The organism is Nocardia heshunensis (assembly GCF_054782115.1).
In genome coordinates this window covers 277,281-300,364 of sequence record NZ_BAAGTC010000008.1, presented here as the reverse complement: position 1 = coordinate 300,364, position 23,084 = coordinate 277,281, and the positions used below count along the sequence as shown (strand labels likewise).

At 67.0% G+C, this 23,084-nt stretch carries 24 protein-coding genes; 12 read left to right on the top strand and 12 right to left on the bottom strand.

The window, feature by feature from the left end; translation table 11 throughout:
- The first annotated feature begins 186 nt into the window (after nt 1-186).
- Together ACYVN4_RS27605 and metE are read left to right on the top strand one after the other, a co-directional pair.
- Nucleotides 187-1,059, top strand: coding sequence for a 3-hydroxybutyryl-CoA dehydrogenase (locus ACYVN4_RS27605; protein ID WP_460724914.1), 873 nt, complete (start codon nt 187-189; stop codon nt 1,057-1,059).
- A gap of 196 nt (nt 1,060-1,255) precedes the next feature.
- A complete protein-coding gene (metE, locus tag ACYVN4_RS27600; RefSeq protein WP_460724913.1) occupies nt 1,256-3,571 on the top strand; it encodes a 5-methyltetrahydropteroyltriglutamate--homocysteine S-methyltransferase in 2,316 nt (771 codons plus the stop codon).
- 72 nt (nt 3,572-3,643) lie between these two features.
- Here metE and ACYVN4_RS27595 read toward each other — a convergent pair whose 3' ends face one another.
- A complete protein-coding gene (locus tag ACYVN4_RS27595; RefSeq protein WP_460724912.1) occupies nt 3,644-4,489 on the bottom strand; it encodes an SDR family NAD(P)-dependent oxidoreductase in 846 nt (281 codons plus the stop codon).
- A gap of 122 nt (nt 4,490-4,611) precedes the next feature.
- Here ACYVN4_RS27595 and ACYVN4_RS27590 point away from each other — a divergent pair, with 122 nt between their 5' ends.
- The 4 genes from ACYVN4_RS27590 to ACYVN4_RS27575 all read left to right on the top strand — a co-directional run bounded on the left by ACYVN4_RS27590 (nt 4,612) and on the right by ACYVN4_RS27575 (nt 6,218).
- Nucleotides 4,612-4,737 carry a hypothetical protein gene (locus ACYVN4_RS27590; RefSeq protein ID WP_460724911.1) on the top strand — a complete coding sequence of 42 codons (126 nt, stop codon included), beginning with the start codon at nt 4,612-4,614 and terminating at the stop codon, nt 4,735-4,737.
- 31 nt (nt 4,738-4,768) lie between these two features.
- Nucleotides 4,769-5,473 carry a helix-turn-helix transcriptional regulator gene (locus ACYVN4_RS27585; RefSeq protein ID WP_460724910.1) on the top strand — a complete coding sequence of 235 codons (705 nt, stop codon included), beginning with the start codon at nt 4,769-4,771 and terminating at the stop codon, nt 5,471-5,473.
- Between the two features lie 95 nt (nt 5,474-5,568).
- Nucleotides 5,569-5,949 (top strand): VOC family protein, encoded by a 381-nt coding sequence (locus ACYVN4_RS27580; RefSeq protein ID WP_460724909.1) that lies wholly within the window; start codon nt 5,569-5,571, stop codon nt 5,947-5,949.
- 53 nt (nt 5,950-6,002) lie between these two features.
- Nucleotides 6,003-6,218, top strand: coding sequence for an antitoxin (locus tag ACYVN4_RS27575; RefSeq protein ID WP_379360531.1), 216 nt, complete (start codon nt 6,003-6,005; stop codon nt 6,216-6,218).
- 98 nt (nt 6,219-6,316) lie between these two features.
- Here ACYVN4_RS27575 and ACYVN4_RS27570 read toward each other — a convergent pair whose 3' ends face one another.
- Together ACYVN4_RS27570 and ACYVN4_RS27565 are read right to left on the bottom strand one after the other, a co-directional pair.
- Nucleotides 6,317-6,568, bottom strand: a complete 252-nt coding sequence (locus tag ACYVN4_RS27570) for a hypothetical protein (protein ID WP_460724908.1) — start codon at nt 6,566-6,568, stop codon at nt 6,317-6,319.
- Nucleotides 6,569-6,718: 150 nt separating this feature from the next.
- Nucleotides 6,719-7,771 (bottom strand): NAD(P)-dependent alcohol dehydrogenase, encoded by a 1,053-nt coding sequence (locus tag ACYVN4_RS27565; protein WP_460724907.1) that lies wholly within the window; start codon nt 7,769-7,771, stop codon nt 6,719-6,721.
- A 106-nt stretch (nt 7,772-7,877) separates the two neighbouring features.
- On the opposite strand from ACYVN4_RS27565, the gene ACYVN4_RS27560 reads away from it, so the two are divergent.
- Nucleotides 7,878-8,615 carry a ZIP family metal transporter gene (locus ACYVN4_RS27560; RefSeq protein WP_460724906.1) on the top strand — a complete coding sequence of 246 codons (738 nt, stop codon included), beginning with the start codon at nt 7,878-7,880 and terminating at the stop codon, nt 8,613-8,615.
- Between the two features lie 62 nt (nt 8,616-8,677).
- Nucleotides 8,678-9,790, top strand: a complete 1,113-nt coding sequence (locus tag ACYVN4_RS27555; RefSeq protein WP_460724905.1) for a S1C family serine protease — start codon at nt 8,678-8,680, stop codon at nt 9,788-9,790.
- Here ACYVN4_RS27555 and ACYVN4_RS27550 read toward each other — a convergent pair.
- The 5 genes from ACYVN4_RS27550 to ACYVN4_RS27530 form a co-directional block, all read right to left on the bottom strand.
- On the bottom strand, nt 9,787-10,353 hold the full coding sequence (locus ACYVN4_RS27550; protein WP_460724904.1) for a vitamin K epoxide reductase family protein: 567 nt from the start codon (nt 10,351-10,353) through the stop codon (nt 9,787-9,789). The genes ACYVN4_RS27555 and ACYVN4_RS27550 overlap by 4 nt on opposite strands.
- Nucleotides 10,353-11,147: a DsbA family protein gene (locus ACYVN4_RS27545; RefSeq protein ID WP_460724903.1), complete on the bottom strand. Its 795-nt coding sequence runs from the start codon at nt 11,145-11,147 to the stop codon at nt 10,353-10,355. Before ACYVN4_RS27545 ends, ACYVN4_RS27550 begins: the two co-directional genes overlap by 1 nt.
- Before the next feature lie 162 nt (nt 11,148-11,309).
- The gene (locus ACYVN4_RS27540) at nt 11,310-12,161 is read right to left on the bottom strand and encodes a polyphosphate kinase 2 family protein (RefSeq protein ID WP_460724902.1); all 852 of its coding nucleotides are present in this window, start codon (nt 12,159-12,161) and stop codon (nt 11,310-11,312) included.
- A gap of 70 nt (nt 12,162-12,231) precedes the next feature.
- A complete protein-coding gene (locus ACYVN4_RS27535) occupies nt 12,232-12,939 on the bottom strand; it encodes an ESX secretion-associated protein EspG (RefSeq protein ID WP_460724901.1) in 708 nt (235 codons plus the stop codon).
- Between the two features lie 126 nt (nt 12,940-13,065).
- Nucleotides 13,066-13,980: a lipase family alpha/beta hydrolase gene (locus ACYVN4_RS27530; protein ID WP_460724900.1), complete on the bottom strand. Its 915-nt coding sequence runs from the start codon at nt 13,978-13,980 to the stop codon at nt 13,066-13,068.
- Between the two features lie 132 nt (nt 13,981-14,112).
- Between ACYVN4_RS27530 and ACYVN4_RS27525 the strand changes: the two genes are divergently transcribed.
- Nucleotides 14,113-14,661: a TetR/AcrR family transcriptional regulator gene (locus ACYVN4_RS27525; protein ID WP_460724899.1), complete on the top strand. Its 549-nt coding sequence runs from the start codon at nt 14,113-14,115 to the stop codon at nt 14,659-14,661.
- A gap of 1 nt (nt 14,662) precedes the next feature.
- On the opposite strand, the gene ACYVN4_RS27520 is transcribed toward ACYVN4_RS27525, so the two are convergent.
- Nucleotides 14,663-15,298 carry a TetR/AcrR family transcriptional regulator gene (locus ACYVN4_RS27520; RefSeq protein ID WP_460724898.1) on the bottom strand — a complete coding sequence of 212 codons (636 nt, stop codon included), beginning with the start codon at nt 15,296-15,298 and terminating at the stop codon, nt 14,663-14,665.
- 79 nt (nt 15,299-15,377) lie between these two features.
- Between ACYVN4_RS27520 and ACYVN4_RS27515 the strand changes: the two genes are divergently transcribed.
- Both ACYVN4_RS27515 and ACYVN4_RS27510 read left to right on the top strand, forming a co-directional pair.
- A complete protein-coding gene (locus ACYVN4_RS27515; RefSeq protein ID WP_460724897.1) occupies nt 15,378-16,334 on the top strand; it encodes a hypothetical protein in 957 nt (318 codons plus the stop codon).
- Between the two features lie 111 nt (nt 16,335-16,445).
- Complete coding sequence (locus ACYVN4_RS27510) at nt 16,446-17,957, top strand: NHL repeat-containing protein (protein ID WP_460724896.1); 1,512 nt, start codon at nt 16,446-16,448, stop codon at nt 17,955-17,957.
- 33 nt (nt 17,958-17,990) lie between these two features.
- On the opposite strand, the gene ACYVN4_RS27505 is transcribed toward ACYVN4_RS27510, so the two are convergent.
- The 3 genes from ACYVN4_RS27505 to ACYVN4_RS27495 form a co-directional block, all read right to left on the bottom strand.
- A complete protein-coding gene (locus ACYVN4_RS27505) occupies nt 17,991-19,232 on the bottom strand; it encodes a saccharopine dehydrogenase family protein (protein ID WP_460724895.1) in 1,242 nt (413 codons plus the stop codon).
- A 22-nt stretch (nt 19,233-19,254) separates the two neighbouring features.
- Complete coding sequence (locus tag ACYVN4_RS27500; RefSeq protein WP_460724894.1) at nt 19,255-20,688, bottom strand: ABC1 kinase family protein; 1,434 nt, start codon at nt 20,686-20,688, stop codon at nt 19,255-19,257.
- Between the two features lie 159 nt (nt 20,689-20,847).
- A complete protein-coding gene (locus ACYVN4_RS27495; RefSeq protein WP_460724980.1) occupies nt 20,848-21,546 on the bottom strand; it encodes a TetR/AcrR family transcriptional regulator in 699 nt (232 codons plus the stop codon).
- A 291-nt stretch (nt 21,547-21,837) separates the two neighbouring features.
- Between ACYVN4_RS27495 and ACYVN4_RS27490 the strand changes: the two genes are divergently transcribed.
- Nucleotides 21,838-23,055: a DUF445 domain-containing protein gene (locus tag ACYVN4_RS27490; protein ID WP_460724979.1), complete on the top strand. Its 1,218-nt coding sequence runs from the start codon at nt 21,838-21,840 to the stop codon at nt 23,053-23,055.
- Nucleotides 23,056-23,084: the final 29 nt, after the last annotated feature.

Sequence of the window (23,084 nt, the reverse complement as noted above, 5' to 3'; positions counted from 1 at the left end):
GAGGGATGGCAAGCCCCTCTCGGCGAGTCCACCCCGCCCTTCCCGTCGACAGCCCCGGCGGGGAGGGCATTTCCTTATAACGTTTTTCGTACCACCGTTTTTCGAGACCTTAAGAAGGCGCAGGGTCGTTCAGTTATACGACGCCTTCACCCATAGCCACGACGGCCAGAACAGCAGGAGCGGGACGTGAGCAACGAGAAGATTCAGCGTGTCGGCATCATCGGTGCAGGACAGATGGGCGCGGGCATCGCAGAGGTTTGCGCGCGGGCGCACGTCGATGTCCTTGTCTTCGAGCAGACCCGTGAGCTCGCCGCCGCCGGTCGCAGCCGCATTCTGCGGTCGCTGGACCGCGGCGTCTCCAGTGGCAAGATCACCGAGCGGGAGCGGGAGCAGGCCGCCTGGCGGCTGCGCTTCACCAGCGACCTCGGCGATTTCGCCGACCGCCAGCTGGTGGTCGAGGCCGTCGTGGAGAACGAGGACGTGAAGACCGCGATCTTCGCCGAACTCGACAAGGTCGTCACCGACCCGAACGCGGTGCTGGCCTCCAACACTTCCTCCATCCCGATCATGAAGATCGCCGTGGCCACGAATCTCCCCGAGCGGGTCGTGGGCATGCACTTCTTCAACCCGGTGCCGGTGCTGCCGCTGGTCGAGCTGGTCACCACGCTCAAGACCACCGAGACCGTCACCAAGCGCGCCGAGCAGTTCGCCGCCGACGTCCTCGGCAAGCAGGTCGTGCGTTCCGCCGACCGCTCCGGCTTCGTGGTCAACGCGCTGCTGGTGCCGTACCTGCTCTCGGCCATCCGGATGGTCGAATCCGGTTTCGCCACCAAGGAAGACGTCGACAAGGCCATGGTGCTGGGCTGTGCCCACCCGATGGGCCCGCTGGCGCTGACCGACCTGGTCGGCCTCGACACCGTGAAGTCCATCGCCGACTCCATGTACGACGAGTTCAAGGAGCCGCTGTACAGCGCGCCGCCGCTGCTGTCGCGCATGGTCGAGGCCGGGCTGCTGGGCAAGAAGGCCGGTGCGGGCTTCTACCAGTACAACCGCGCGTGATCTGAGCCTTTTCATGGCGTTTCGATGCGCTCACGCGGGTGGTCGCGTGGGCGCATCGTGCTTTTTCACCCTTAGTGCACAGCGTCTTTTTCAAATGGGTGCGCGTCGCCGGGCATGTGGCGGCGTCCACCACAACCGGGCATAAGCTGCATTCAGGTCGTTCGGGACCGGCAGCTCGGAAGGAGTGTCCGTTCAGATGGTCAACGTCACCGACGGGTTCGGATCCAGCATCCTGGGTTACCCGCGCATCGGGGAGCACCGGCAACTCAAGCGTGCTTTGGAGTCCTACTGGCACGGCACGCTCTCGCGTGACGAGCTGGTCGCGGTCGGGCGCGACATTCAGGAGAGTCAGTTCCGCGAGCTGGCCGCCACCGGGTTGACGCAGGTCCCCGGCAACACCTTCTCCTTCTACGACCACATTCTCGACAATGCGCTGCTGTTCGGCGCGGTCCCCAAGCGGTTCGAGCCCTATCGAGAAGGCTTGGACCCGTTGGACTTCTACTTCCTGATGGCTCGCGGCCGGCCGGATCTGCCGCCGCTCGAGCTGGTCAAGCTGCTGAACACGCCGTACCACTACCGCCAGCCCGAACTCGCGACCGACACCGAGTTCTCGCTGCACCCCGAGGCCCTGCTGGACGAATTCGACCGCGCCAAGGCCGTCGGCATCGAACTGCGACCGGTGATCCTCGGCCCGCTGTCGCTGCTGCTGCTGTCCAAGACCGGACACGTCCCCGGCGAAACCGAATTCGACAAACTGGTGCTGCTCGACAAGCTGCTACCGGTGTACGAGGAACTGCTCGAGATCCTCGCCAAGCGCGGCGCTACCTGCGTGCAGTTCGACGAGCCGTGTTTCACCAGCGACCGCTCGCCGTCCACCATGGAGCTGTTCGAGAAGACCTACCAGCAGCTGTCCAAGGCCCCGCTGCGCCCGCGCATGCTGGTCACCGGACAGTACGGCGACTTCGGTCCGGCCATCGAAATCCTGTGTCGCACCGCGGTGGAGGCGATCGGCCTGGACCTGTCCAGCCACCGCGTGGTGCCCGAGGAACTGGCCAAGATCCCCGGCATCCGGCGCAAGCGCCTCTACGCGGGCGTCATCAGCGGCACCAATGTGTGGCGCGCCGACCGGTACGTGACGCTGGAATACCTGCACAAGCTGGCCCAGGTCTGCCCCGACATGGTGGTGTCGACCGGGTCCACGCTGCTGCACGTGCCCTACGACGTGCTCGTCGAATACGAGGTCGAGGGACCCGTGGCCGACCGCCTCGCCTTCGCCAAACAGAAGGTCCTGGAAGTGGTTTCGCTGGCCAAGGCGCTCACCGAGGGTCCCTCGGAGAAGTGGCGCAAGCGGCCCACCTCGGTGCACTTCAAGCAGAAGCACGCGGTGCGGCAGCGCGTCTACGCCGTCACCCCGCAGATGCGGGTGCGCGAACCCTACGAGAAGCGAAAGCTGGCGCAGCAGGCCAAGTTGCGGCTGCCGCTGGTGCCCGCCACCACGCTGGGCTCCTTCCCGCAGACCGCGGGCGCCCGGCAGGCGCGCCACGACCTCGGCCAGGGTCGGGTGTCGTTCGACGACTACCGCAAGCGCATCGAAGCCGAGATCGAATCCAGCATCCGGCTGCAGGAGGACATCGGCCTCGACGTGCTGGTGCACGGCGAGCACGAGCGCAACGACATGATCCAGTTCTTCGCCGAACAGCTGGACGGCTTCGCCACCACCCACTTCGGCTGGGTGCAGGTGTACGGATCCCGGTGTGTGCGACCGCCGATCGTGTACGGCGATGTGGCTCGCCCCGAGGCCATGTCGGTGTCGTGGACCGCGTACGCGCAGTCGCTCACCGACAAGCCGGTCAAGGGCATGGTCACCGGGCCGGTCACCATGCTGGCCCGCTCCTTCGTGCGCCAGGACCAGCCGCTCTACGAGACCGCCGACCAGGTGGCGCTGGCCATTCGCGACGAGGTCGTGGACCTGGAGAAGGCGGGCATCGCCATCATCCAGGTGGACGAGCCCTCCATCCGCGAACTGCTGCCGCTGCGCAAGAAGGGCCAGGCCGAATACCTGCGCTGGGCCGTCGGCGCGTTCAAGCTGGCCACCTCCGGCGTCAAGCCGGAGACCCAGATCCACACGCACATCGGCTATTCCAGCCGCGGTGACGTGGTGGCGGCCATCGAGGAACTCGACGCCGACGTCACCGCCATCGTCGCCACCCGCTCCATCGAGTGGGTGCTGGAAGCGCTGAAGGAAGACTGCGCCGAGGGCCGCGGCCTCACCCACGGCGTCGGCCCGGGCGTCTACGAATCCCGTTCCGCCCGTATCCCGGACATCGACGAGCTGGACGAACTCCTCACCGCCGCGGCCGAAGCCGTGACCCCGGAACGCCTGTGGGCCAACCCGGACGGCGGCCTCAAGACCCGCCACCACTGGCAGCTCGACCCGTCCCTGCGCAACCTGGTCGCGGCCGCCCGCCGCGTCCGCCGCCGGGCCGAAGCCGCCGCGGGTGAAACCGCCTGAGGCAGTAGCACTTACACCCGGAACCCCGGTTCGATCCGATGATCGGACCGGGGTTCGCTGTCTCGGCGCAGCTCAGCCCAGGGCGGCGGCGAGGGTGGCGTCGGTCGCTTCGCGCAGTCGTCGGCGGGCTTGCGGGTCCTGGGCTTGAGGGAGTGGCCGGGACAGGCTGTGGCCGTTGAAGAACGCACCGGAGGTGCCCGACAGTGCGGGGTCGGCGATCAGGCGCAGGGTGGCCTCGCCGCCCTCGGCGACCGTGCTCACCGGGGCCACGCCGGATTCGGTGACCATGGTGGTGGCCATGAAGGTCGCGGGGTGCAGCGCGTTCACCGTGACGCCGGTGCCCGACAGCTCGGCCGCCAGGTCGATGGTGGACATGATCATGGCGAGTTTGCTGCGGCGATACGCGGTGACACCGTCGTAGCCGCGATCGAGCGCGAGGTCGTCGAAATCGAGCTCCAGCTGTCCCAGCGAGGCCACGTTCACGATGCGGGCCGGGGCGGCCGCGGTGAGCAGCGGCAGCAGGCGGCGGCTGAGCCGGTCGGCGGCGAGATAGTTGACGGCCCAGCGCAATTCGATACCGTCGGCGGTCAGCTCGCGGGGCGCGCCGGGGTGGCCGAAGCCGATTCCGGCATTGTTGACCAGGACGTCCAGGCGCGGGGTGCGGGCGGCGACCTCGTCGGCCAGGCGATCCACCTCGGCGAGCCGGGACAGGTCCGCGGTGATCACCCACGGTTGCGGGCCGCCCGCCGCGGTGATCTCGGCGGCCACCGCGGCGGCCCGTTCGCGGTCGCGGCCGTGCACGATCACCCGGGCACCGGCCGCGCCGAGCCGGGTCGCCAGGTAGCGGCCCAGGCCGTCGGTGGAGCCGGTGATCAGTACGGTGCGGTCCCTCAGCCCCGAGATCTCGTAGTCGCTCATGACCAGTGCCATCGATCGGGATGGCCCGGATATTCCCCGCGGATTCGGGCCCGCTCGTCATGATCCGGTCACGAAGGACGGATTAGCGTGTGGTCCACAGGTTTTCGAGAAGGGACTCGACCATGGACCCGACGGGCAAGAGCGATCAGCCGGTGGATGATCCGGAGACCGAGAAGCAGTGGTACGACAGCTACAACCAGAAGGGTGACCAGGCGCAGCAGGATCCGCCCTGGAAGTCGGGGAACTGATCTTGTCGGTGGGTGGCGCTACCGTGTGGGCGTGAACCGCACGGATCGGCTCTACGCGATCGTCGAGGAGTTGCGGGCGGTGTCGCCGCGACTCAAGACCGCACGGGAATTGGCCGCACGGCACGGGGTGAGCGTGCGGACGGTGGAGCGGGACATCAGCGCGCTCCAGCAGTCGGGGGTGCCCATCTACGCCGATGTGGGGCGGCGCGGTGGGTACGCGCTCGAGAAGAGCATGTCGTTGCCGCCGTTGAATTTCACCGCGGCCGAGGTGGTGGCGCTGGGGGTCGCCGTGGCGCGGGCCGGGGACGGCCCGTTCGCGGCGGCCGGGCGCAGTGCGCTGCGCAAGATCCTGGCCGCCATGTCGCGCCAGAATGCCGACGCGGCACAGCAATTGGCGCTACGGGTGCGCATCATGGAAGTGCCCGAGGCCATCGAACCGATGCCGATCCCGCCCGAGGTCGAGCAGGCCGTGGTGGCCCGGAGGGTGCTGCGCATCGAATATCTGGACGCGGCGGGCGTGCTCAGCGCGCGCGAAGTGGAGCCGGTCGCACTACTGCACGGCACCAACGGCTGGTATCTGGTGGCGTGGTGTCGGCTACGGGACGAACCGCGCAATTTCCGGCTGGATCGGATGAAGGCCATCGAGTTGACGGAGTGGACCGGGCCCGAGCGGTCCATCGACATGTGCCGTCCGGCCGAGCCGGTGCACGAGATCCGGATGATCTCGCTCGGCTAGCCGAAAATCGGTCGGAAACACCGACAGGGGGTTGTCGTCGGGCGGCGAGATCGTGGTGGGGCAAGACAATCCACCACCACTCTTCGGGAGACACCATGAGCACTCCGCCCTTCAACACCGTCGCCTGGTTCCAGGTCGGCAGCAATGAGCCCGAGCAGGTCAAGGCGTTCTATCAGGAACTGTTCGGCTGGAATTTCGCGCCGGATCCGGACGAGGACGGAAAGTACGACATCGTCACCTACCCGGGTCAGGAAATGCCCGCGGGTGGTATCGCCCATCTGGACGACGCGGCGGACAACCACGCCATCTTCTATGTTCTGGTGCAGGATGTTCCGGAGATCCTGGCCGCGGCCGAGAAGGCCGGCGGCAAGGTGTTCGTGCAGCCGGTGACCGCCAAGAACGGCCTGGTCTTCTCCGAGATCCTCGACACCTCCGGCAACCGCTTCGGCATCTTCAGCCCGCCGCCCGCGAACTGAGCGGCGCCGGTGCTGTAGGCGGGCGCGGTTAGCCTGTCAGCGAAGCGTTTTCGATGACAGGAGTGTGGATCGTGGGCATGTTCGACCAGTTGAAGGATGCGGCGGGCAAGGCGGCGGAGCTGGCGGGACAGCACGCCGACAAGCTGGAGCCGTTGATCGACAAGGCCGGCGATCTGATCGATCAGCAGACCGACGGGAAGTTCGAGGCCGCGGTGGACAAGGTCCAGGAAGCCGCCAAGAAGGCCTTGCACGAGCAGGCCGGGCAGTAGCGGGAGCGGGGCAGTAGCGGAAGGCTCGGCATCGAGCGTCCGGCGGCGGCTTTGCCGCCGGATCCGCTACCGCGACAAGAACTCTCGTCGCGCGACGGTCACCAGTGGTCGCGGTTGTGGTCGCGATTGTGCTCCCGGTCGTAGCGATCGTGGTAGTGGCTCCAGCAGTAGTCCCAGTTGAAGCCGAAATTGTCGCGGTCGCAGTAGTAGTGGTACCAGTAGTCGTCATCGTGGTCGGTGTGGGCGATGCCCGTCCCGACCGGTGCGGCGGCGGCGATGCCCGCGCCCACCGGAAGGACGAACAACGCGGCGGCGGTGATGGTCACCAGTCGCTTGGCAATGGTCGACATGTGATCTGCTCCTTGGTCTTTCACGGGTTCGAGTGGTTGTTTCCCGTGTAAGACCATGGTGCGGATCAGCGGCCGAATACTCTGCCCGCCCGCAGACGCTGGACGTGTGTCCGCGCCGACACAACGGCGCGAACACACGTCCGCGGCGAATTACATGGTGGCGGTGTCGATGACGAAGCGGTAGCGCACGTCCGAGGCGACCACGCGGTCGTAGGCCTCGTCGATGCGATCGGCGGAGATCACCTCGATCTCGGCGCCGATGCCGTGCGCGGCACAGAAGTCCAGCATCTCCTGGGTCTGCGGGATGCCGCCGATCATGGAGCCGGACAGCGAGCGGCGGAAGCCCGCCAGCGTGGAAGCCTTGACGGCATAGGGCTTGTCGGGCAGGCCCAGCACGACCAGGCTGCCGTCGAGCTTGAGCAGCTTGAGGTAGTCGTCGATCGGCAGATCGGCCGACACGGTGTTGATGATCAGGTCGAAGGAGCTGCGTAGCTGTTTGAAGGTGGCGCGGTCACCGGTGGCGTAGTAGTGGTGCGCGCCGAAGCGCAGCCCGTCCTCCTGCTTGGACAGCGAGTGGCTCAGCACGGTGACCTCCGCGCCCATGGCCGCGGCGATCTTCACCCCGACATGCCCGAGCCCGCCCATGCCGACGATGGCGACCTTCTTGCCGGGCCCGGCGTTCCAGTGCCGCAGCGGCGAGAACAGCGTGATGCCCGCGCACAGCAGCGGCGCGGCCTCGTCGAGCGCGATGCCTTCGGGAATGGACAGCACGAAGCCCTCGGTCACCACGACCTGCGTGGAGTAACCGCCCAGGGTGTACCCGCCGGTCTGCTGGTCGACCGGGACCCGGCTGTTGTAGGTCCAGACCAGATTCTGGGTGCAGTACTGCTGTTCCCCGGCCAGGCAGGGTTCGCAGGTGCCGCAGGAATCCACCATGCAGCCCACGCCGACCCGATCGCCGACCTGGTGCTTGGTCACCTCGGCGCCCACGGCGGCGACGATGCCCGCGATCTCGTGGCCGGGCACGCACGGGTAGGCGGTCCCGTGCCATTCGTTGCGGGCGGTGTGGATGTCGGAGTGGCAGATGCCCGCGTATTTGACGTCGATCAGCACATCGTGGGGTCCGACCTCACGGCGTTCGATGGCGATCTTCTCGAAGGCCCCGTCCGGGGCGGAAACGGCATATGCGGCAGCAGTGCTCATGCAGTCATGCCTACTCCCGCATGCCCACGATCTCCAACCGTGGTCGGATATCGCATGCTCGGCGCGGCGTGCCGATCCGGTGGCAAACGCTCGGCATGCTGGCACGGTGGCGATTCTGATCTCGCTGTTCTCGATGTGCGCGACCCTGATCGGCGGGCTGCTGGCGGCCCGCATCGGCGATCGCAAGCGGCTGGTGCTGGGGCTGGCCGCGGGCGTCATGCTCGGCGTGGTGGCCTTCGATCTGATGCCGGAATCCCTGGACGCCGATCACCGGATCGTGCTCGGTGTGCCGGTGCCGCTGCTGGCCGCGGTGGTCGGCTTCTTCACCGTGCACGTCCTCGAGCAGTCGATGGCCATCCATACCGGCTACGAGGACGAGTACGTCGCTCACCAGCACGGACACGATTTCAGCTCGCTGGGTCTGCTGGCCGCGAGCGGGCTGGTCTTCCACAGCGTGCTGGACGGTCTCAGCATCGGTTTCGGTTTTCAGGCCGGGGCCGCGGTGGGTGCGGCGGTCGCCATCGCGGTCGTCTGTCATGACTTCGCCGACGGCTTCAACACTTTCACCCTGACCACGCTCTACGGCAATGCCCGCAAGCGGGCCATGGTGATGCTGTTGCTGGATGCCATCGCCCCGGTGGTCGGTGCGGTGATCGGTACCCTGGTCAAGGTGCCGATCGAACTGGTCGGCCTGTATCTCGGTTATTTCGCGGGATTCCTGCTCTACCTCGCCACGGCCGATATCCTGCCCGAGGCACATGCGGGCAAACCCTCGAAGGGACCGCTGCTGTGCACACTGGCCGGTGTGGTTTTCATGTTGCTCGTTGCCGCCCTGAGCCACTGAAATACTGGTACACCGAATAGATACAGCTCGAGCCGGCGGGCGATCGGCAGTCGGGAGGGTCCGTGGACGACGGTAGACGCCGAGGCCATGCTCGCCTTCGACACCGGAGCGGCCGACTGTTCGCACTGTTCCTCGCCGCGATCGTCGGCTTCACCGGATTCCTCTGCTACCGAGGCGAATTGCCGCACTGGCCCTTCGAGGACGACGCCACCACCGCCAGCCTGATCGGCCCGTCGCAGTCGCCGCTGGACGTCGATCTGGTCTCCCGGGTGGCCGAACCCGCGCTGGTGAACATCACCGCGGGCATCCGCCCCTACGGCCTGGGCGCGGCCGGATCCGGCATCGTGCTGAGCGCCGGGGGTGAGGTGCTCACCAGCCATCACGTCATCAAAGGCGCTGACACCGTGACGGTTTCGGATGTCGGCACCGGCGTGAGCTACACCGCCACCGTCGCCGGTTACGACTCCGGCGCCGATATCGCGCTGCTGGATCTCAATGGCGCCGACGGCCTGCCCGTCGCCCGTATCGGCAGCTCCGGCCTGTTGCATCTGGGCGATGACGTGCTGGCCATCGGCAATGCGGGCGGCACCGGCTCGCCGACCGCGGTGGGCGGTCCGATCACCAATCTGGATTCGGCCATCGTGGCCCGCAATGCCGCCGACCTGTCGCGAAAGTCCTTGCACGGCATGATCGAGGTCGCGGCCGCGGTGGCGGCCGGGCAGTCCGGTGGTGCGCTGGTGGACCGCTTCGGCGCGGTGATCGGCGTCATCACCGCCGCCTCGGGCGATATGTCGAAGGCATTGGGCAAGGGCCCCAACGGTTATGCCGTGCCGATCGACACCGCCATGAACGTGGTCCGCCAGATCCGTTCCGGCACGCCGACCGACAGCGTGCACATCGGGCCGACCGCCACGCTGGGCATCCTCACCTCGGACGCGCAGCCCACCGGCGCCCACGTCGACGTGGCCATCTACGGGCTGCCCGCCTACACCGCGGGAATCGTCGACGGCGAGACCATCACGGCCCTCGACGATCGGCCCATCACCAACTCACCAATGCTGAAAGCCGCACTCAACGCCCATAAACCGGACGATGTGGTGCGGCTCGAGGTCAGCGATGCCGAGGGCGGGCACCGGACGGTGAGCGTGACACTCACCGTCGGTCCGCCGAATTAGAACTTGCTGTTCCAGTACGACTGGAACTGGATGTACACGGTCAGGATGATGATCGCGTAGTAGATGGCGACCAGCGTCCAACGCCACTCCACCAGGATCTGCAGCAGTCCGCGCGAGCGCCCGAACAGCAGGCCGGTCACGATGGCGAACATGGCCGGGGTCACCGCCCACACCACCATGCACCACGGACACAGCGCGTGGATCTCGAACGTCGCGTCCCACACCAGCCAGCCGATGGCCGCGATGCCGACCAGCAGGCCCAGCCACATGCCGCCGAAGAACCAGCGCGGCAACGAGATTCCGACCACCAACAGGACGCCGATGGTGACGAACACCGAGAACCCGATCACGCCGATGATCGGATTCGGGAATCCGAACATCGACGCGGACTTCGCCTCCATGACCGTCGTGCACGAGATGGTGGCGTCGATGGTGCACATCGGCTTGTAGTTGGGCTCGGTCAGCGACTTGAACTTCTCGACCAGCAGCGTCACCGACGCACCCCAGCCGATCAACGCACCCAGCAGCAGCGGCCACGCCGACCGGGGTCCCGCCGAGATCATCACTTGGCCGCGTTCTCGATCACCGCGGTCATGCCGCCGGGGCTCATGAGCGCCTGCGGGTCCTGCACCTGGGTGCCGTTCACGTAGACCGTGGGCGTGGACTTCACGCCGGTGGCGAAGACCTTGTCGGTCTGGGTCTTGAGCCAGCCGGTGTACTTGCCGTCCTTGATGGCCTGGGCCACCGCGGGATCGGTGTAGCCGGCGTCCTTGGCGATCTGGATGAGCTGATCGTCGCTCATGCCGTTGCCGTTCTCCTTGGGCTGCTTCTGGTACATCTCGGCCAGCCAGCCCTGGAACTTGGTCGGGTCGGCCTCGTACATCACGTAGGCGGCCGCGCCGGCGCGGGTGGAGAACTGATTACCGTTGGAGGCCCGGTCCAGGAAGCTGATGATGTTGTAGTCCACCACCGCCTGTCCGCTGGTCACGGCCTTCTTCAGGGCGTCGGCATTGGCGTTCTCGAACATGTCGCAGGCCGGGCACTGCATGTCGGCGACGATGCGGACCGACACCTTCTGCTTCCCCGCGGGCGCGGGGACTCCGGTGTTGTCGATGCGGATGGCACCGTCCGGGGTGAGGTTCGGCGGCACCAGGGCGGTCTGCGCGGCATCCCAGTGGAAGGTGTTGGCGCCCTCGGTCTTGTCGTTGTTGTGCTTGCGCACGGCCAGGGTGATGCCGATGCCGGCGATCAGACCCAGCAGCACGACGGCCACGCCCACCTGGATGAGGATCTTCCGATTGCGGTCGGCGGCAGCCGCCTTCGCCAGCGGATTCTGACCCGTCGGTTTCTTGCTCACCCTGAGCTCACCACGCCTTCCGTTGTCACGACACGTGCGCGCCCATCTTCACCCGAGAACCTGAGAGATTCCTGCACCGGGGTACGCCGAGTCGCGCTCGGTGCCGCAACGACGAGCGATTTTCCGTGAACGACGGCGAAAATTCACCCCTGGGGGTGTGAATCACGCCTGGGCGAGCCGCTTTTTCTGCTCGGCGATATCGAAGTCGGCGGGCGGCCAATCCAGCTTCAGACTCTGCAGTGCGTCGATGAGCAATTCGGTGACGGCCAGGCGCGCGTACCACTTGGCATCGCAGGGCAGCACGTACCAGGGCGCGTAATCGGTGTTCGTGCGATCCAGGACCGCCTGGTACGCCTCCTGGTACTGCGGCCAGAACGCGCGCTCGTCGATATCGGCCGGATTGAACTTCCAGAACTTGTCGGGCCGATCCAGGCGCTGCTGCAGCCGCTTCTTCTGCTCGTCGAGGGAGACGAACATGGCCACCTTCACCACGACCGTGCCGTCGTCCACCAGCTTGCGCTCGAACTTGTTGATCTCGTCGTAGCGCTTGCCCCACACCTCCGGCGGCACCATGTCGTGCACCCGCACCACCAGCACGTCCTCGTAGTGCGAGCGGTCGAAGACGCCGACCTGACCGCCGCGCGGCAGCTTCTTGCGAATCCGCCACAGGTAGTGGTGTTTCCGCTCCTCGGCGGTCGGCACCCCGAAGGCCGCGTGGTCCACGCCCTGCGGGTCCACCGAGCCGATCACGTGCCGCACGATGCCGCCCTTGCCCGCGGTGTCCATGCCCTGCAGCACCAGCAGCACACTGCGGGTATCGCCGGAACGGCCGTTGGCATAGAGCTTTTCCTGCAGATCCGACAGCACCGCGCCACGCTCGGCGAGCAGCTGCTCACCGGCCTTCTTGTCGCCCTTGAAGCCCGGAGTCGCGGATGTATTCAGATCGTTCACCTGTACGCCATCGGCCCGTAGGGCCTTGGTGACCGGTTTGGACCAGGATGTCGCCTTCGCCATCCGTCATGGTTAGCACGCGTCGCGGTTTCCCGCAGGCAACCCGGCCGAATCGGACCTCGCGCCAGCGAGATCAGACGCGGGCCAGCTGGACCAGTTGCGCGGCCAGTTCCTCGTCGGTGACCGGCGTCAGGGTCAGGTCCGCGGCGGTGGTGAGCAAGTAGCGGCCGTCGCCGGAGAAGTCCAGCCAGGTCCGATGCCGGGTCGGTGGGGACAGCGGATTCGCGGGTTCCACGGTGACCGTGATGAATCCGCGCCCGTCCACCGGTTCGCGCAGTTTGCGGCGGAAGCGGTCGGCCTCCTCCCCGGTGCCGGTGGCGTCCGGATACAGCACCGCCTGCTGCGGTTCGCGCAGCGGTTCCAGCTGCCCCGGCGGCGCCGAGCCGATCACCTCCACCAGCTCCCGGCCCAATTGGTCGGCCGGGCACAGGGATACGGTCACCGTGTCCGGCAGCGAGACCAGGATGCCCGCCCGCTGCTGCGCCACCGCCGCGAAGGCGAGAATGCGCCGCGCCCGCGGGCCGGTGGTGTGCTCGCCGTAGAGGGTGACGGTGGTGGTGTCGGTGCGGGCGCACAGCGCCAGCGCCGCGGCCAGCTCCGGATCGGTGCGGCGCAGGAAGCGCGGCGGCGGAGCGCCCCACGGGGGATTGGCGAATCGTGGTGTGCCGTCGGTGTTCCCGAGTGCCGCGGGCGAGGTGTCCAGCGGGTAGGGACGGCGGGCCAGATCGGTTTCGCGGGTCCAGATCATCGCGAACTCGTCCGGGGTCAGGATCCATTTCACGGGGCCGACCCCCCTTTCTGCGGTACAGCCTCCGTCCCGCTCGCGACCCTACCGGAGAGTTTCTGCGGGTGCTGGCTGTCGCCAGTCGGCTCCATCTGTGACCTGGAGCACGTACATAGTCACCGGCTATCGAACGGGTCCGAGGAAGGGTAATACCACTGCGCAGGAGACGGGTTCGGCGTGTTCGGGGTCGAGGGCATCGAGCACCACGCGCACGGCAACCGGATCCTCGGGCAGCTCATTGTGTTCGGTGTAATCGGTCGGGCAGAGGTCCTGGACCACCACATTGTCGACATTCGGCCCGTCGAGCAGGCCCGTGGTCCACGGGGTGGCGATCTCGTCGTAGTGGGTCACGATCGTGGTGAACCGAATGTCCGGCGCGATGGCCGCATTCGCGTTCAGATCGATGGCGACCTGCGAACCGGGTGAGAGTTCGCAGGGACCGCACTGGTCGACGAGTTGGGTGCCGAGCCCGGTGGATTCGAGCAGCAACTGCAGGTTCGCGGCACCGCTGACCGTCGACCCGTGGAACGGGGCGGCCAGGGCCACATAATGATCGATCTTCGCAATGCCGCCGAGATGGTTCAACAGGTAGAACGGCACCGCCCCACCCATCGAATGGCCGACCAGATCGACCTTGTCGGAGCCGGTCGCGGCGCGCACCCGATCGATGAAATCGGAGATCTGCCGCGCGCTGTCGGCGATGGGCGCGATCGCGCTCATGGCATCGCCGAGCGCCCCGGTGCCGTAGGTGGTGCTGAATACGCAGTACCCGGCGTTGGCCAGGACCGGCGACAGGGTGTTCCAGCCCACCGTCTGGTTGCCGAGTCCGTGCAGCAACACCACCGGATTCGGGTGCGCCGCAGTGGGTTTGCACGACCAGTCGTTCGCGCCGGGCGGGGCCTGTCCGGGTGCGGCGAGTTCGGCGGCCAGCCCGCCGAGGTAGCTGTAGGACGGATCGGGCTGATCGGCCGTGGCCGGTCCCGCGATCGCGGCGGCGGACAGGACGGCGAGGGCGAAGCAGCGGATGGCCAATCGCATGAGGTACTCCCGGATTGTGGACCGGTCGGCCCCTGGCACCCCCTTCGCGCCAGGCGTGACCGACCGGTCGGTCATAGGCTAGCCGGTGTGTACCCTGCGGGGGAAGACACAGTGCACGAGAGGATTTCGGTCATGCCCCGACCCGCGGAGCCCGGTCGCAACGCCCTCCTCGACGCGGGCATCGACGTCGCCGTGCGGACCGGACTGCGCGGCTTGTCGGTGAACGCCGTCGTGGCGGCCGCGGGGATGGCGAAAGGCACCTTCTACCACCACTTTCCGGATCGGCGCAGCTATATCGTCGCGCTGCACCGGCGCTATCACGAGGAACTGGCCACCGTCATCCTCGCCGCCATCGGGGACCGCCCGCCCGGTCGCGATCGGCTCCGCGTCGGCATCACCGCGTACCTCGACGGCTGCCTGCGCACCCGGGGTACGAAAGCCTTTCTCGCCCAGGCTCGCACGGACGCCGACCTGCTCGACGAGGTGAATGCCCGCAGCCTGTCCTTCGTGACGCTGATCGCCCCGGACCTGACCGAGCTGGGCTGGGCCGACGCGGCGGCCGTGGCGCACCTGACCATCGCCATGGCGGCCGACATCGCGCTGGCCGAAATGTATGTCGCCGCCATGCGCCCGGACCTGCGTGCCGCGCTCACCGCCCTGATCGAACGCTCCCCGGCCTGAATCAGTCCCGCGGCCGGGTGGCGTAGTCGGCGAGTCCGGCCAGGGCCGTATCGAATCCGTTGGTGGCGGCCTCGATGACTCTGGCGCGCACCGTTTCCGGATCCTCGCCCGCGAGGATTCCCCGGCGGATCTCGGCGTGCAGGGCACGGTTCAACCCGGCCAGCGCGGCGGCGACCAGCCGCGGGGTGCTGTCCGCCGGCGCCGCACCCGTCGTCTCCGAGAGTGCCTGTGCCAGTGCGGCTTCGGACCGCTCGTTGAGCCGGTGCACCCGGGCCTGCAGGGCGGGGCTGTCGTCGATGAGCTTCCAGAAGGTGATCGCGGCGGGGGAGAGACCGAGGGTGGGATCGGCGTGACCCAGCTTGTCGAGAAAGGCGCGGCGTACTGCCGCGGCCGCCGATTCGCCGGGTTCACGGGCGCGCACCGCCGCGGCGAGCCGTCCGACGACCTCGTCCTGCCGGTCGAAGAACAGGTCCTCCTTGGTCGGGAAGTAATTGAACGCGGTATTGACCGACACGTTCGCGGCCCGCGCCACCTCGGCCACGGTCACCTTGTCGAAGCCCTTCGCCACGAACAGCGCCATGGCCGCGTCGGCCAGTGCGGTCCGGGTGGCGAGCTTCTTCTCCTCGCGCAATGCCACTGCTACTCCCTTCGTCGGAAGCAGTATAGGTGTGACACTAAAATTGGTGTGACACCAAAACTCAAGGTACGGTCGGGCCATGACGCTCAGATTCGGGATCTACGCGGGCGGCCTCGGCGCCGATCAGTACGGCAATGTCACGCCCGGCCCGCCGGAGAACGCCGAACACATCACCGAAGCCCTCGGCAACCTGCACGGCGACCACCCGTTCGTGGTGCGCGGCTACACCCTCTACAGCGATGCCCGCGGCGGCCACCAGGAGGCCCCGCCCCGGCCGTGGCAGTACGCGACCGCGCACCGCGCACTCGATCTGGTGGTCTGCTTTCACGAGCCGGGCGAGGACCTCACCGGCTGGCTGGAATTCCTGCGCAGGCAGATTCGGGATCACGGGTCGGTTCTCGCTTCATTGCAGATTGCGGAGGAGGCCAACCACGACGGTCCCGGGGGAGATGGCGGCTACCCGGCCGTCCGGCGGGCCATCATCGAAGGCGTGCAAGCCGCCCGCGCGGAGCTGGACAGGCTTGGTCTCGACATCCCGATCGGTTGCAACTCCTCGGTGATCCTTGATCCGGCACAGGAGTTCTGGACCGACCTGGGACGCCGCGGCGGCAGCGAATTCACCGAGGCACTCGGCTATGTCGGTCTCGACCTGTTCCCCGATGTCTTTCGCCCGATCCCGCCCGAGCGGCTGGAGGCCGCCATCACCGGAGTGATCACCGCCTTCCGTCACGAAAGCCTCGCCGCCGCAGGCATTCCCGCCACCACACCCATCCACATCACCGAAAACGGCTGGGCCACCGGCCCGAATCGTTCCCCGGAGCGCCAGGTCGAGGTGCTCGAGACCGTCGTGCGGATCGTCGACGGCCTGTCGGAAGATCTGAATATCACCACCTACGAACACTTCTCGCTGCGCGACTCCTACAGCGACCAGGGCGATATGAATCTGGAATTCGGCCTGCTGCGCTCGGACTACACCCCCAAACCGGCCTTCGACCGCTATCGCGAACTGATCGACACCCGCAGCACGCCCGCATAGTCCGATCCCCCGCGCGAGGGATGCGGGCGGTTGCCGGTTGTGACAGCATCCGACGCGGCTACTACAACTTGCACCGCTGCTGCATCAACAGTGGATATCGGAGGTTTCCCCATGGGCTCGGCGACCATATTCGGTTCGCGCCGCGGACTGTCCCGGCTGGCGGGCGCGGGCCTGCTGGCCGGTGCGATCGCCGTGGGCGGCGGCCCGGCCGCCGCCACTCCGATTCCCGCCGAGCCCAGCCTCGCCCCGGACTTCATCGGCACGCCCGCGGCGGCCCAGCCGGTGACCGGTGTTCCTCCGGTGCCGCAACATCCGGGCCTGGCCCCCAACGGTGACTCGGGCATCCACGGCGACGGCTGGATGTCGGACACCTACACCCGTCCCGGCCCGCTGGGTGTGGGCACCAAGGTCGATTCGCTGCTGGTGGGCGACGAATGCGGGTCGATCGCCTTCGATCACGCGGGTCGGATCGTCACCACCTGCCCCGGCCTGAATCCCGGCCTGCTGCTCATCGATCCGGCGTCCATGCGGGTGCTGGCCTCGACCCCGCTGCCCGGCCGGGGCGCGGGCGAGTTCCTGAAGCCCGGCGCCTTCACCAGTTTCGGTGGCGGCGCGTACTTCTACCTCGACAACCAGGATCGCGCCGTGGTCGGCACCAACGACGGCCACGTGCGCGTGTACTCGGAAACCGCCGCGGCGGACGGGTTCACGCTCGACCGTGACTACGACCTCGGCGGCTACCTGCGCCCGGGCGAGACGCTCAACTCGGTGCTGCCCGACTCCACCGGCAGGCTCTGGTTCGTCACCAAGATCGACGGCGTGGTCGGCACGCTCGACCCGGAAACCGGTGCGGCCCAGGTGATCCGGCTCGGCAACGGGACGGACGGCGAGATCGAGAACTCCTTCGCCGTGGGCGTCGACGGCGACGTCTACATCGCCACCAACCGCGAAATGCTGCGCTTCGACGCCGGTCCCGGCGGATCCCCCGACATCACCTGGCGCGTTACCTATGCCAATAGCGGCGAGCACAAGCCCGGCCAGGTCGACGACGGCACCGGCACCACCCCGACCGTGCTGCCCGGCGGCTACGTCGCCATCACCGACAATGCCGACCCGATGAACGTCGTCGTCTACCGCACCGCGCGCGATGCCGCGCAACGCGAAGTATGCAGTGTGCCGGTCTTCCCGAAAGGCGCGGGCAATACGGAGAATTCGCTCATCGGCGCGGGTAATTCGATGATCGTCGAGAACAACTACGGCTACTCCGGCCCGGACGCCACCCTGGGCGGCAAGACCACCACCCCCGGCTTCGCCCGCATCGACATCGACCCGGACGGCAATGGCTGCCACCAGGTCTGGACCAACGACACCGTGGCCGCGCCGACGGTGGTGGCCAAGCTCTCGCTGGCCACCGGCCTCGTCTACACCTACGCGAAGGGCAGTGAGCCCACCGACCCGTGGTACTGGACCGCCTTGGACTTCCGCACCGGAAACCTGGTGTGGCAACGCAAGTCCGGATCCGGGCCGCTGTACAACAACAACTACGCGGGTATCGCGCTCGGCCCGGACGGTACGGCCTATCTGGGCGTGCTGGGCGGATTGATCTCCCTGCGGGACAACTGATTCCCTGCGGAACGACCGATCCGCCCGCGCGCGTCAGGCGGGCTTCACCTCGATGGTGATGTCCGCCGCCCGCAGCCGTTCGGTCAGCGCGTCGCCCATGGCGGAGGCCGGGGTGAGGATGCCCGCCAACTCGGGCAGCGTGTCGAACGCCAGGCACAAACCCGACTGGCCGAGCATCACCGAGGTGGCCTGATACCCCGGGTCACCCTTGCCCGCGAACGTGCACACGTACTTCGCGCCCGAGGTGGTGTGCGCGAACGTCCGCATCGTGAACCAGCCGCTCTTGCGCGACTGCTCGCTGGGTCCGGTGCCCGGCTTGGGCACGATCCGGTCGATCAGCCTGCGGCCCACCGCCACTCGCGACAGCACCGCACCCGCCGCCATGGTGGCCACGATGCCGCCCGCGATACCCGCCGCGATCAGCGGCGCGGTCGGAGAGGAGCCCGCGCTCATCACCTCGCGGTAGCGGAAGTTCTTGCCGTACGGCCAGCCCAGCAGGCCATTGGAACGCCGCACGATCTTGGTGTTGTGCGCGCCCATGATGAACGTCGCCACCCAGCCGTTCAGGCTCGGATCGATGGCCGAGGCCCGCGACAGCGCCTGATCGCTCTGGCGGCCGACATTCGGTTCCATCGCCTTGTCCGGGCTCAGCGAGTACGGGTGCGCCATGATCGAACCCTTGGCCGGATCCTCGGCAATGGCCTCCATCATGGCGCGCCCGGAATCGATGGTGCCGCCGCTGGCCCCGCCCTTGAGGCTGGCCACCAGTGTGACATCGGTGAGCTCGCCGGTATTGTCCGCGACGCTGCGCTTGTACAGCTGATACACGCTCAGATCCGACGGAATCGAGTCGTAGCCACAGGAATTCACGATCTTCGCGCCGGTCTCGGCGGCCTTCTCGCTGAACCGGTCGATGCAGTCGCGGATGAACAGCGGCTCACCGGTGAGATCGGCGTAGTGGGTGCCGTTCTCGGCGCACGCCTGCACCAGCGGGAAGCCGTAGCGCAGGTACGGGCCGACCGTGGTGACGACCACCTTGGTCCGCGCCGCCAGTGCGTCCAGACTGGCCTGATCGGTGGAATCCGCCTGCACCAGCGGCCATTCCGCGGCCCCGGCCCCCAGCTCGGCGCGCACCGCGGCCAGCTTCTCCGGCGACCGGCCCGCCAGCGCGATCCGCGCATCCGCGGGCGCGGACTCGAGCAGATACTCCGCCGTCAGCTTGCCCACGAAGCCGGTCGCCCCGAATAGGACGATGTCGAATTCCCTGTTGGTCATTGCTTTTCCCATCGGGTGAGGTTTACGCCTTGGCGGCGCGCTTGCGAGTCTTCTTGGTCGGTCCCCCGGTGGTGGGCGTGGGAGTCGGGCGGCTCGCCAGCCATTCGTGATGTGCGCGACCGAGTTCGGTCACCGGATCATCCCCGTACAGCCATTCCCGCGCGATGCGATGCCAGTTCCCGGTTGCTTCCAGCTGCCCCAGCATGCCGAAGGTCAGGAAGTCGGCGCGCCGCGAGAACAGATGCTCCGGCGGCAGATTCTGCTGCTTCATCCCCTCGAAGTCGCTCGCCCGCGGATCCACCGCCAACACGAAAGCGCCCGAAGCCAATTCGGGCGTGATGGTCAGATCCTCATCGACCAGCGCCCACTCGCACGCCGCGAGCACGTACTCCAGGCACTCCTCGGGGGTGATCTCGTCCGGCGATTCGATGACGCCGCGCTGGATCATCAGGTCCCGCAGTTCCTCTGCCCGCTCCTCGGCGGCCGCCCGAATACAGACGGCCTCGAACTGCACGTGCTCGGGATCCATCCGGTTGTAGAGCCCGAAGTCCAGGAACGCCACCCGCCCGTCGGCCCCCAGCAGCAGATTGCCCGGATGCGGGTCACCGCAGAACTCGTTGAAGGTGAACAGCGAGCCCACATAGAAGCGGTAGATGATCTCGCCGATCCGATTCCGCTCGGCCGCCGGCATTTCCCGGATCTCCTCGAACCCGCGACCCGGGAAATACTCGCTCACCAGCACCCGAGTCGTCGACAGCTCCGGATACGTGGTCGGCACCACGATGAACGGGTGCCCGGTGAACAGCTCCGAGATCTGCTTCTGGGTGTTGGCTTCCGCGACATAGTCGAGTTCGCTCTCCAGATTCAGCCGCAACTCGTCGAGCACCGCCGGGGTCACCCACGGCATGGCCGACTGCAGAATGCGCCGGAACATGGCCAGGTTCTTCAGATCCGCGCGCACCGCCGCGTCGATGCCGGGGTACTGCACCTTCACCGCGACCTCGCGGCCGTCGTGCAGGGTCCCCTTGTAGACCTGCCCGATCGAGGCCGCCGCCACCGGCTCCGGATTGAACTCGGCGAAAACATCTTCCAGGGTCTTGCCGAAATCCTCTTCGATGACGGCCTTCATCACCTCGAACGAGACCGAGGGCGCGCTGTCGCGCAGCACCGCCAGCCGGCGTTGGAAGCGTTCCCGATGTTCCGGCGGCACCAGATCCAGATCCAGCACGGACAGCATCTGCCCGAGCTTCATGGCCACGCCCTTCATGGTGCCCAGCACCATGACCATCTGCTCGGTGGCCCGGATCATGGATTCCTCGGCCATCCGCGCCCGCACCGCCTCCGAACGGCCGCGCATCGAGCGTCGAGTCTTCTGAGCGCGCAAGGCATTACCCGCGACGGCAATACCCAGCTTCGTCCCTCGCGCGAGTCGGGATGTAGGCAGCTCTTTCGCCATCAGTGACCCTCCATGGGAGCCAACACCCCCGTTGGTGTCGACACGGCGGAGATCCCCAAGGGCGGTCCGCCGCTGTCAGCCTAACCACACTGCGAACATTGGTGCTAGCCGTCAGCTAGCACATGCCGAGGTTATTGTTCTCGGAGCATTGTTCGCGGGCTATCCGGCGTGATTTTCGGGGTTTGGTAGTTCGTGGGGACGCGAGTTGAAGTAATGCCGGTCACCACCAGCGCGGACCATGCCCTCGATGGCGCTCCAGGCCATCATCGTGAGGTAGTCCAGCATCTCCTCGCTGGACATGGTGCGGTTGGAGATCCACCAGTCCGTGGCCAGCTGCACGCCGCCGACCAGCACGTACGACCACAGCATCGACCCCTCGGTCTGCACATTGCGGTCGAAGGACTTGTCGATGATGACCGCCGAAACCACCTGCGCGAACAGCTTCTCGAAGTCGGCGAGGGTGGAGGTATCGGTGGCCGAGCCGTTGCCCATGATGAACCGGTAGACGTCGGTATCGGAATCCACCGTGTGCACATAGGCCGCCAGCGTGTTGCGAACCAACTGGTATTCGTCGAGGTCGTCGCTGATGGCCTCGTAGATGCGCGGCATCAGCGTGGTCTCGATGAACCGCTCCATGGTGGCGCGGGTCAGGTCCTGCTTATCCGAGAAGTACCGGTACAGCACGGTTTTGGAGACGCCGATCTCCGCGGCGATCTCATCCATCCCGGCGTCACCGCCGCGCTTGCGGATGGCCGCCAGCGTGCCGTCCACCAACTCCTCGCGCCGATCGATCTTGTGCTGCTGCCAGCGTCGTTTGCGGCCGTCGACACGACCACCGCGCGGGGCGCCCGCCTCCATGGCGGCACTCACGGTGCCTTTGGTGGTCACGCTGCGTTGGCTCCTTGTTCGCGTTCTGGGCCTGGGCATATTCAGCTTAAGCCTCCCATGCTGTGGAACGTCGCCGATCGGGACGGGCCCGGTGGCGGGGAGTTCGTCACACCACGCGCCAGAATGGAAGATATGGAGCAATCCACCGGCAGCGCCGGGGTACTCGAAACCACCGAGCCCGGGCCCACGAAGACCACACCGCCAGGCGGCGCTTTCGCCGACTTCCTCGACGAAGAGGGCAAGAAGCGGGAACTGTGGCGCATGAAGGCCATCGCCACCGGCTTTCTCGCCACGGCCACCGTCATCTACATCGTCTGCGCCTGGCTCGGCTCACGCGGTGACGTAGGCGCGTGGGTCGGCTACGTGAAGGCGGCCTCCGAGGCGGGCATGGTCGGCGCGTTGGCCGACTGGTTCGCCGTGACCGCACTGTTCCGGCATCCACTCGGCCTGCCGATCCCGCACACCGCGATCATCCGCAAGAAGAAGGACCAGGTCGGCGCGGGCCTGGGCGAATTCGTCCGGGAGAACTTCCTGTCCCCGGATGTGGTCGCCGCCAAGGTGAATTCCGCGCAGATTTCACTGCGGCTGGGGCGCTGGCTGGCCGAACCGGAGCACGCGGAACGCATTTCCGATGAGAGCGCGACGATTCTGCGCGCGGTGATCGGTGTGCTGCGCGACGAGGACGTCGAGCAGATCATCGACAGCACCATCGTCAAACGGATCGCCGAACCGCTGTGGGGTCCGCCGCTGGGCAAGGTGCTCAACGAGCTGATCGCCGACAACCGGCAGGCCCCGCTGCTGGACCTGCTGGCCGAGCGCGCGCACCAGTGGGCGCTGGACTCGCAGGAGACGCTGGACCGGATCGTGAACCGCGACTCGCCGTCCTGGGCCCCGAAATTCGTGAATTCGCTGCTGGCCGAGCGCATTTATCGGGAGCTGGTGGAATTCACCTGGAAGGTGCGCACCCAGCCCGATCACGAGGTGCGGCTGGCGGCCAACAAGTTCCTCGAGGATTTCGCCCACGATCTGCAATTCGACGACGCCATGATCGAGAAGGCGGAAAAGATCAAGACCGAGCTCATGGGCCGGCGCGAGGTCACCGGGATGGCGCAGGCCACCTGGCGGGCCGCCAAGCGCGTGATCCTGGAATCGGCGGACGATCCGAATTCCACCCTGCGGCGCAAGGTGTCCGACAACGTGCAGCAGTTGGGCGAGCGGCTCTCGGCGGATCCGGCGATGCGTGACAAGGTGGACGGGTGGCTCGAGCGTGGCGTCCGGTACCTGGTGACCAATTACGGCGCCGAGTTCGCGTCCCTGGTCAGCGATACCGTGGCCCGCTGGGATGCGGAGGAGGCCAGTCGCAAGATCGAATTGGCCGCGGGCAAGGATCTGCAATTCATCCGGATCAACGGCACGGTGATCGGATCGCTGGCGGGTTTGGTCATCTATGCCGTTTCGCATTTGCTGTTCAATGGCTGAACATTTGACCAAATGACATGGCGAGCGAA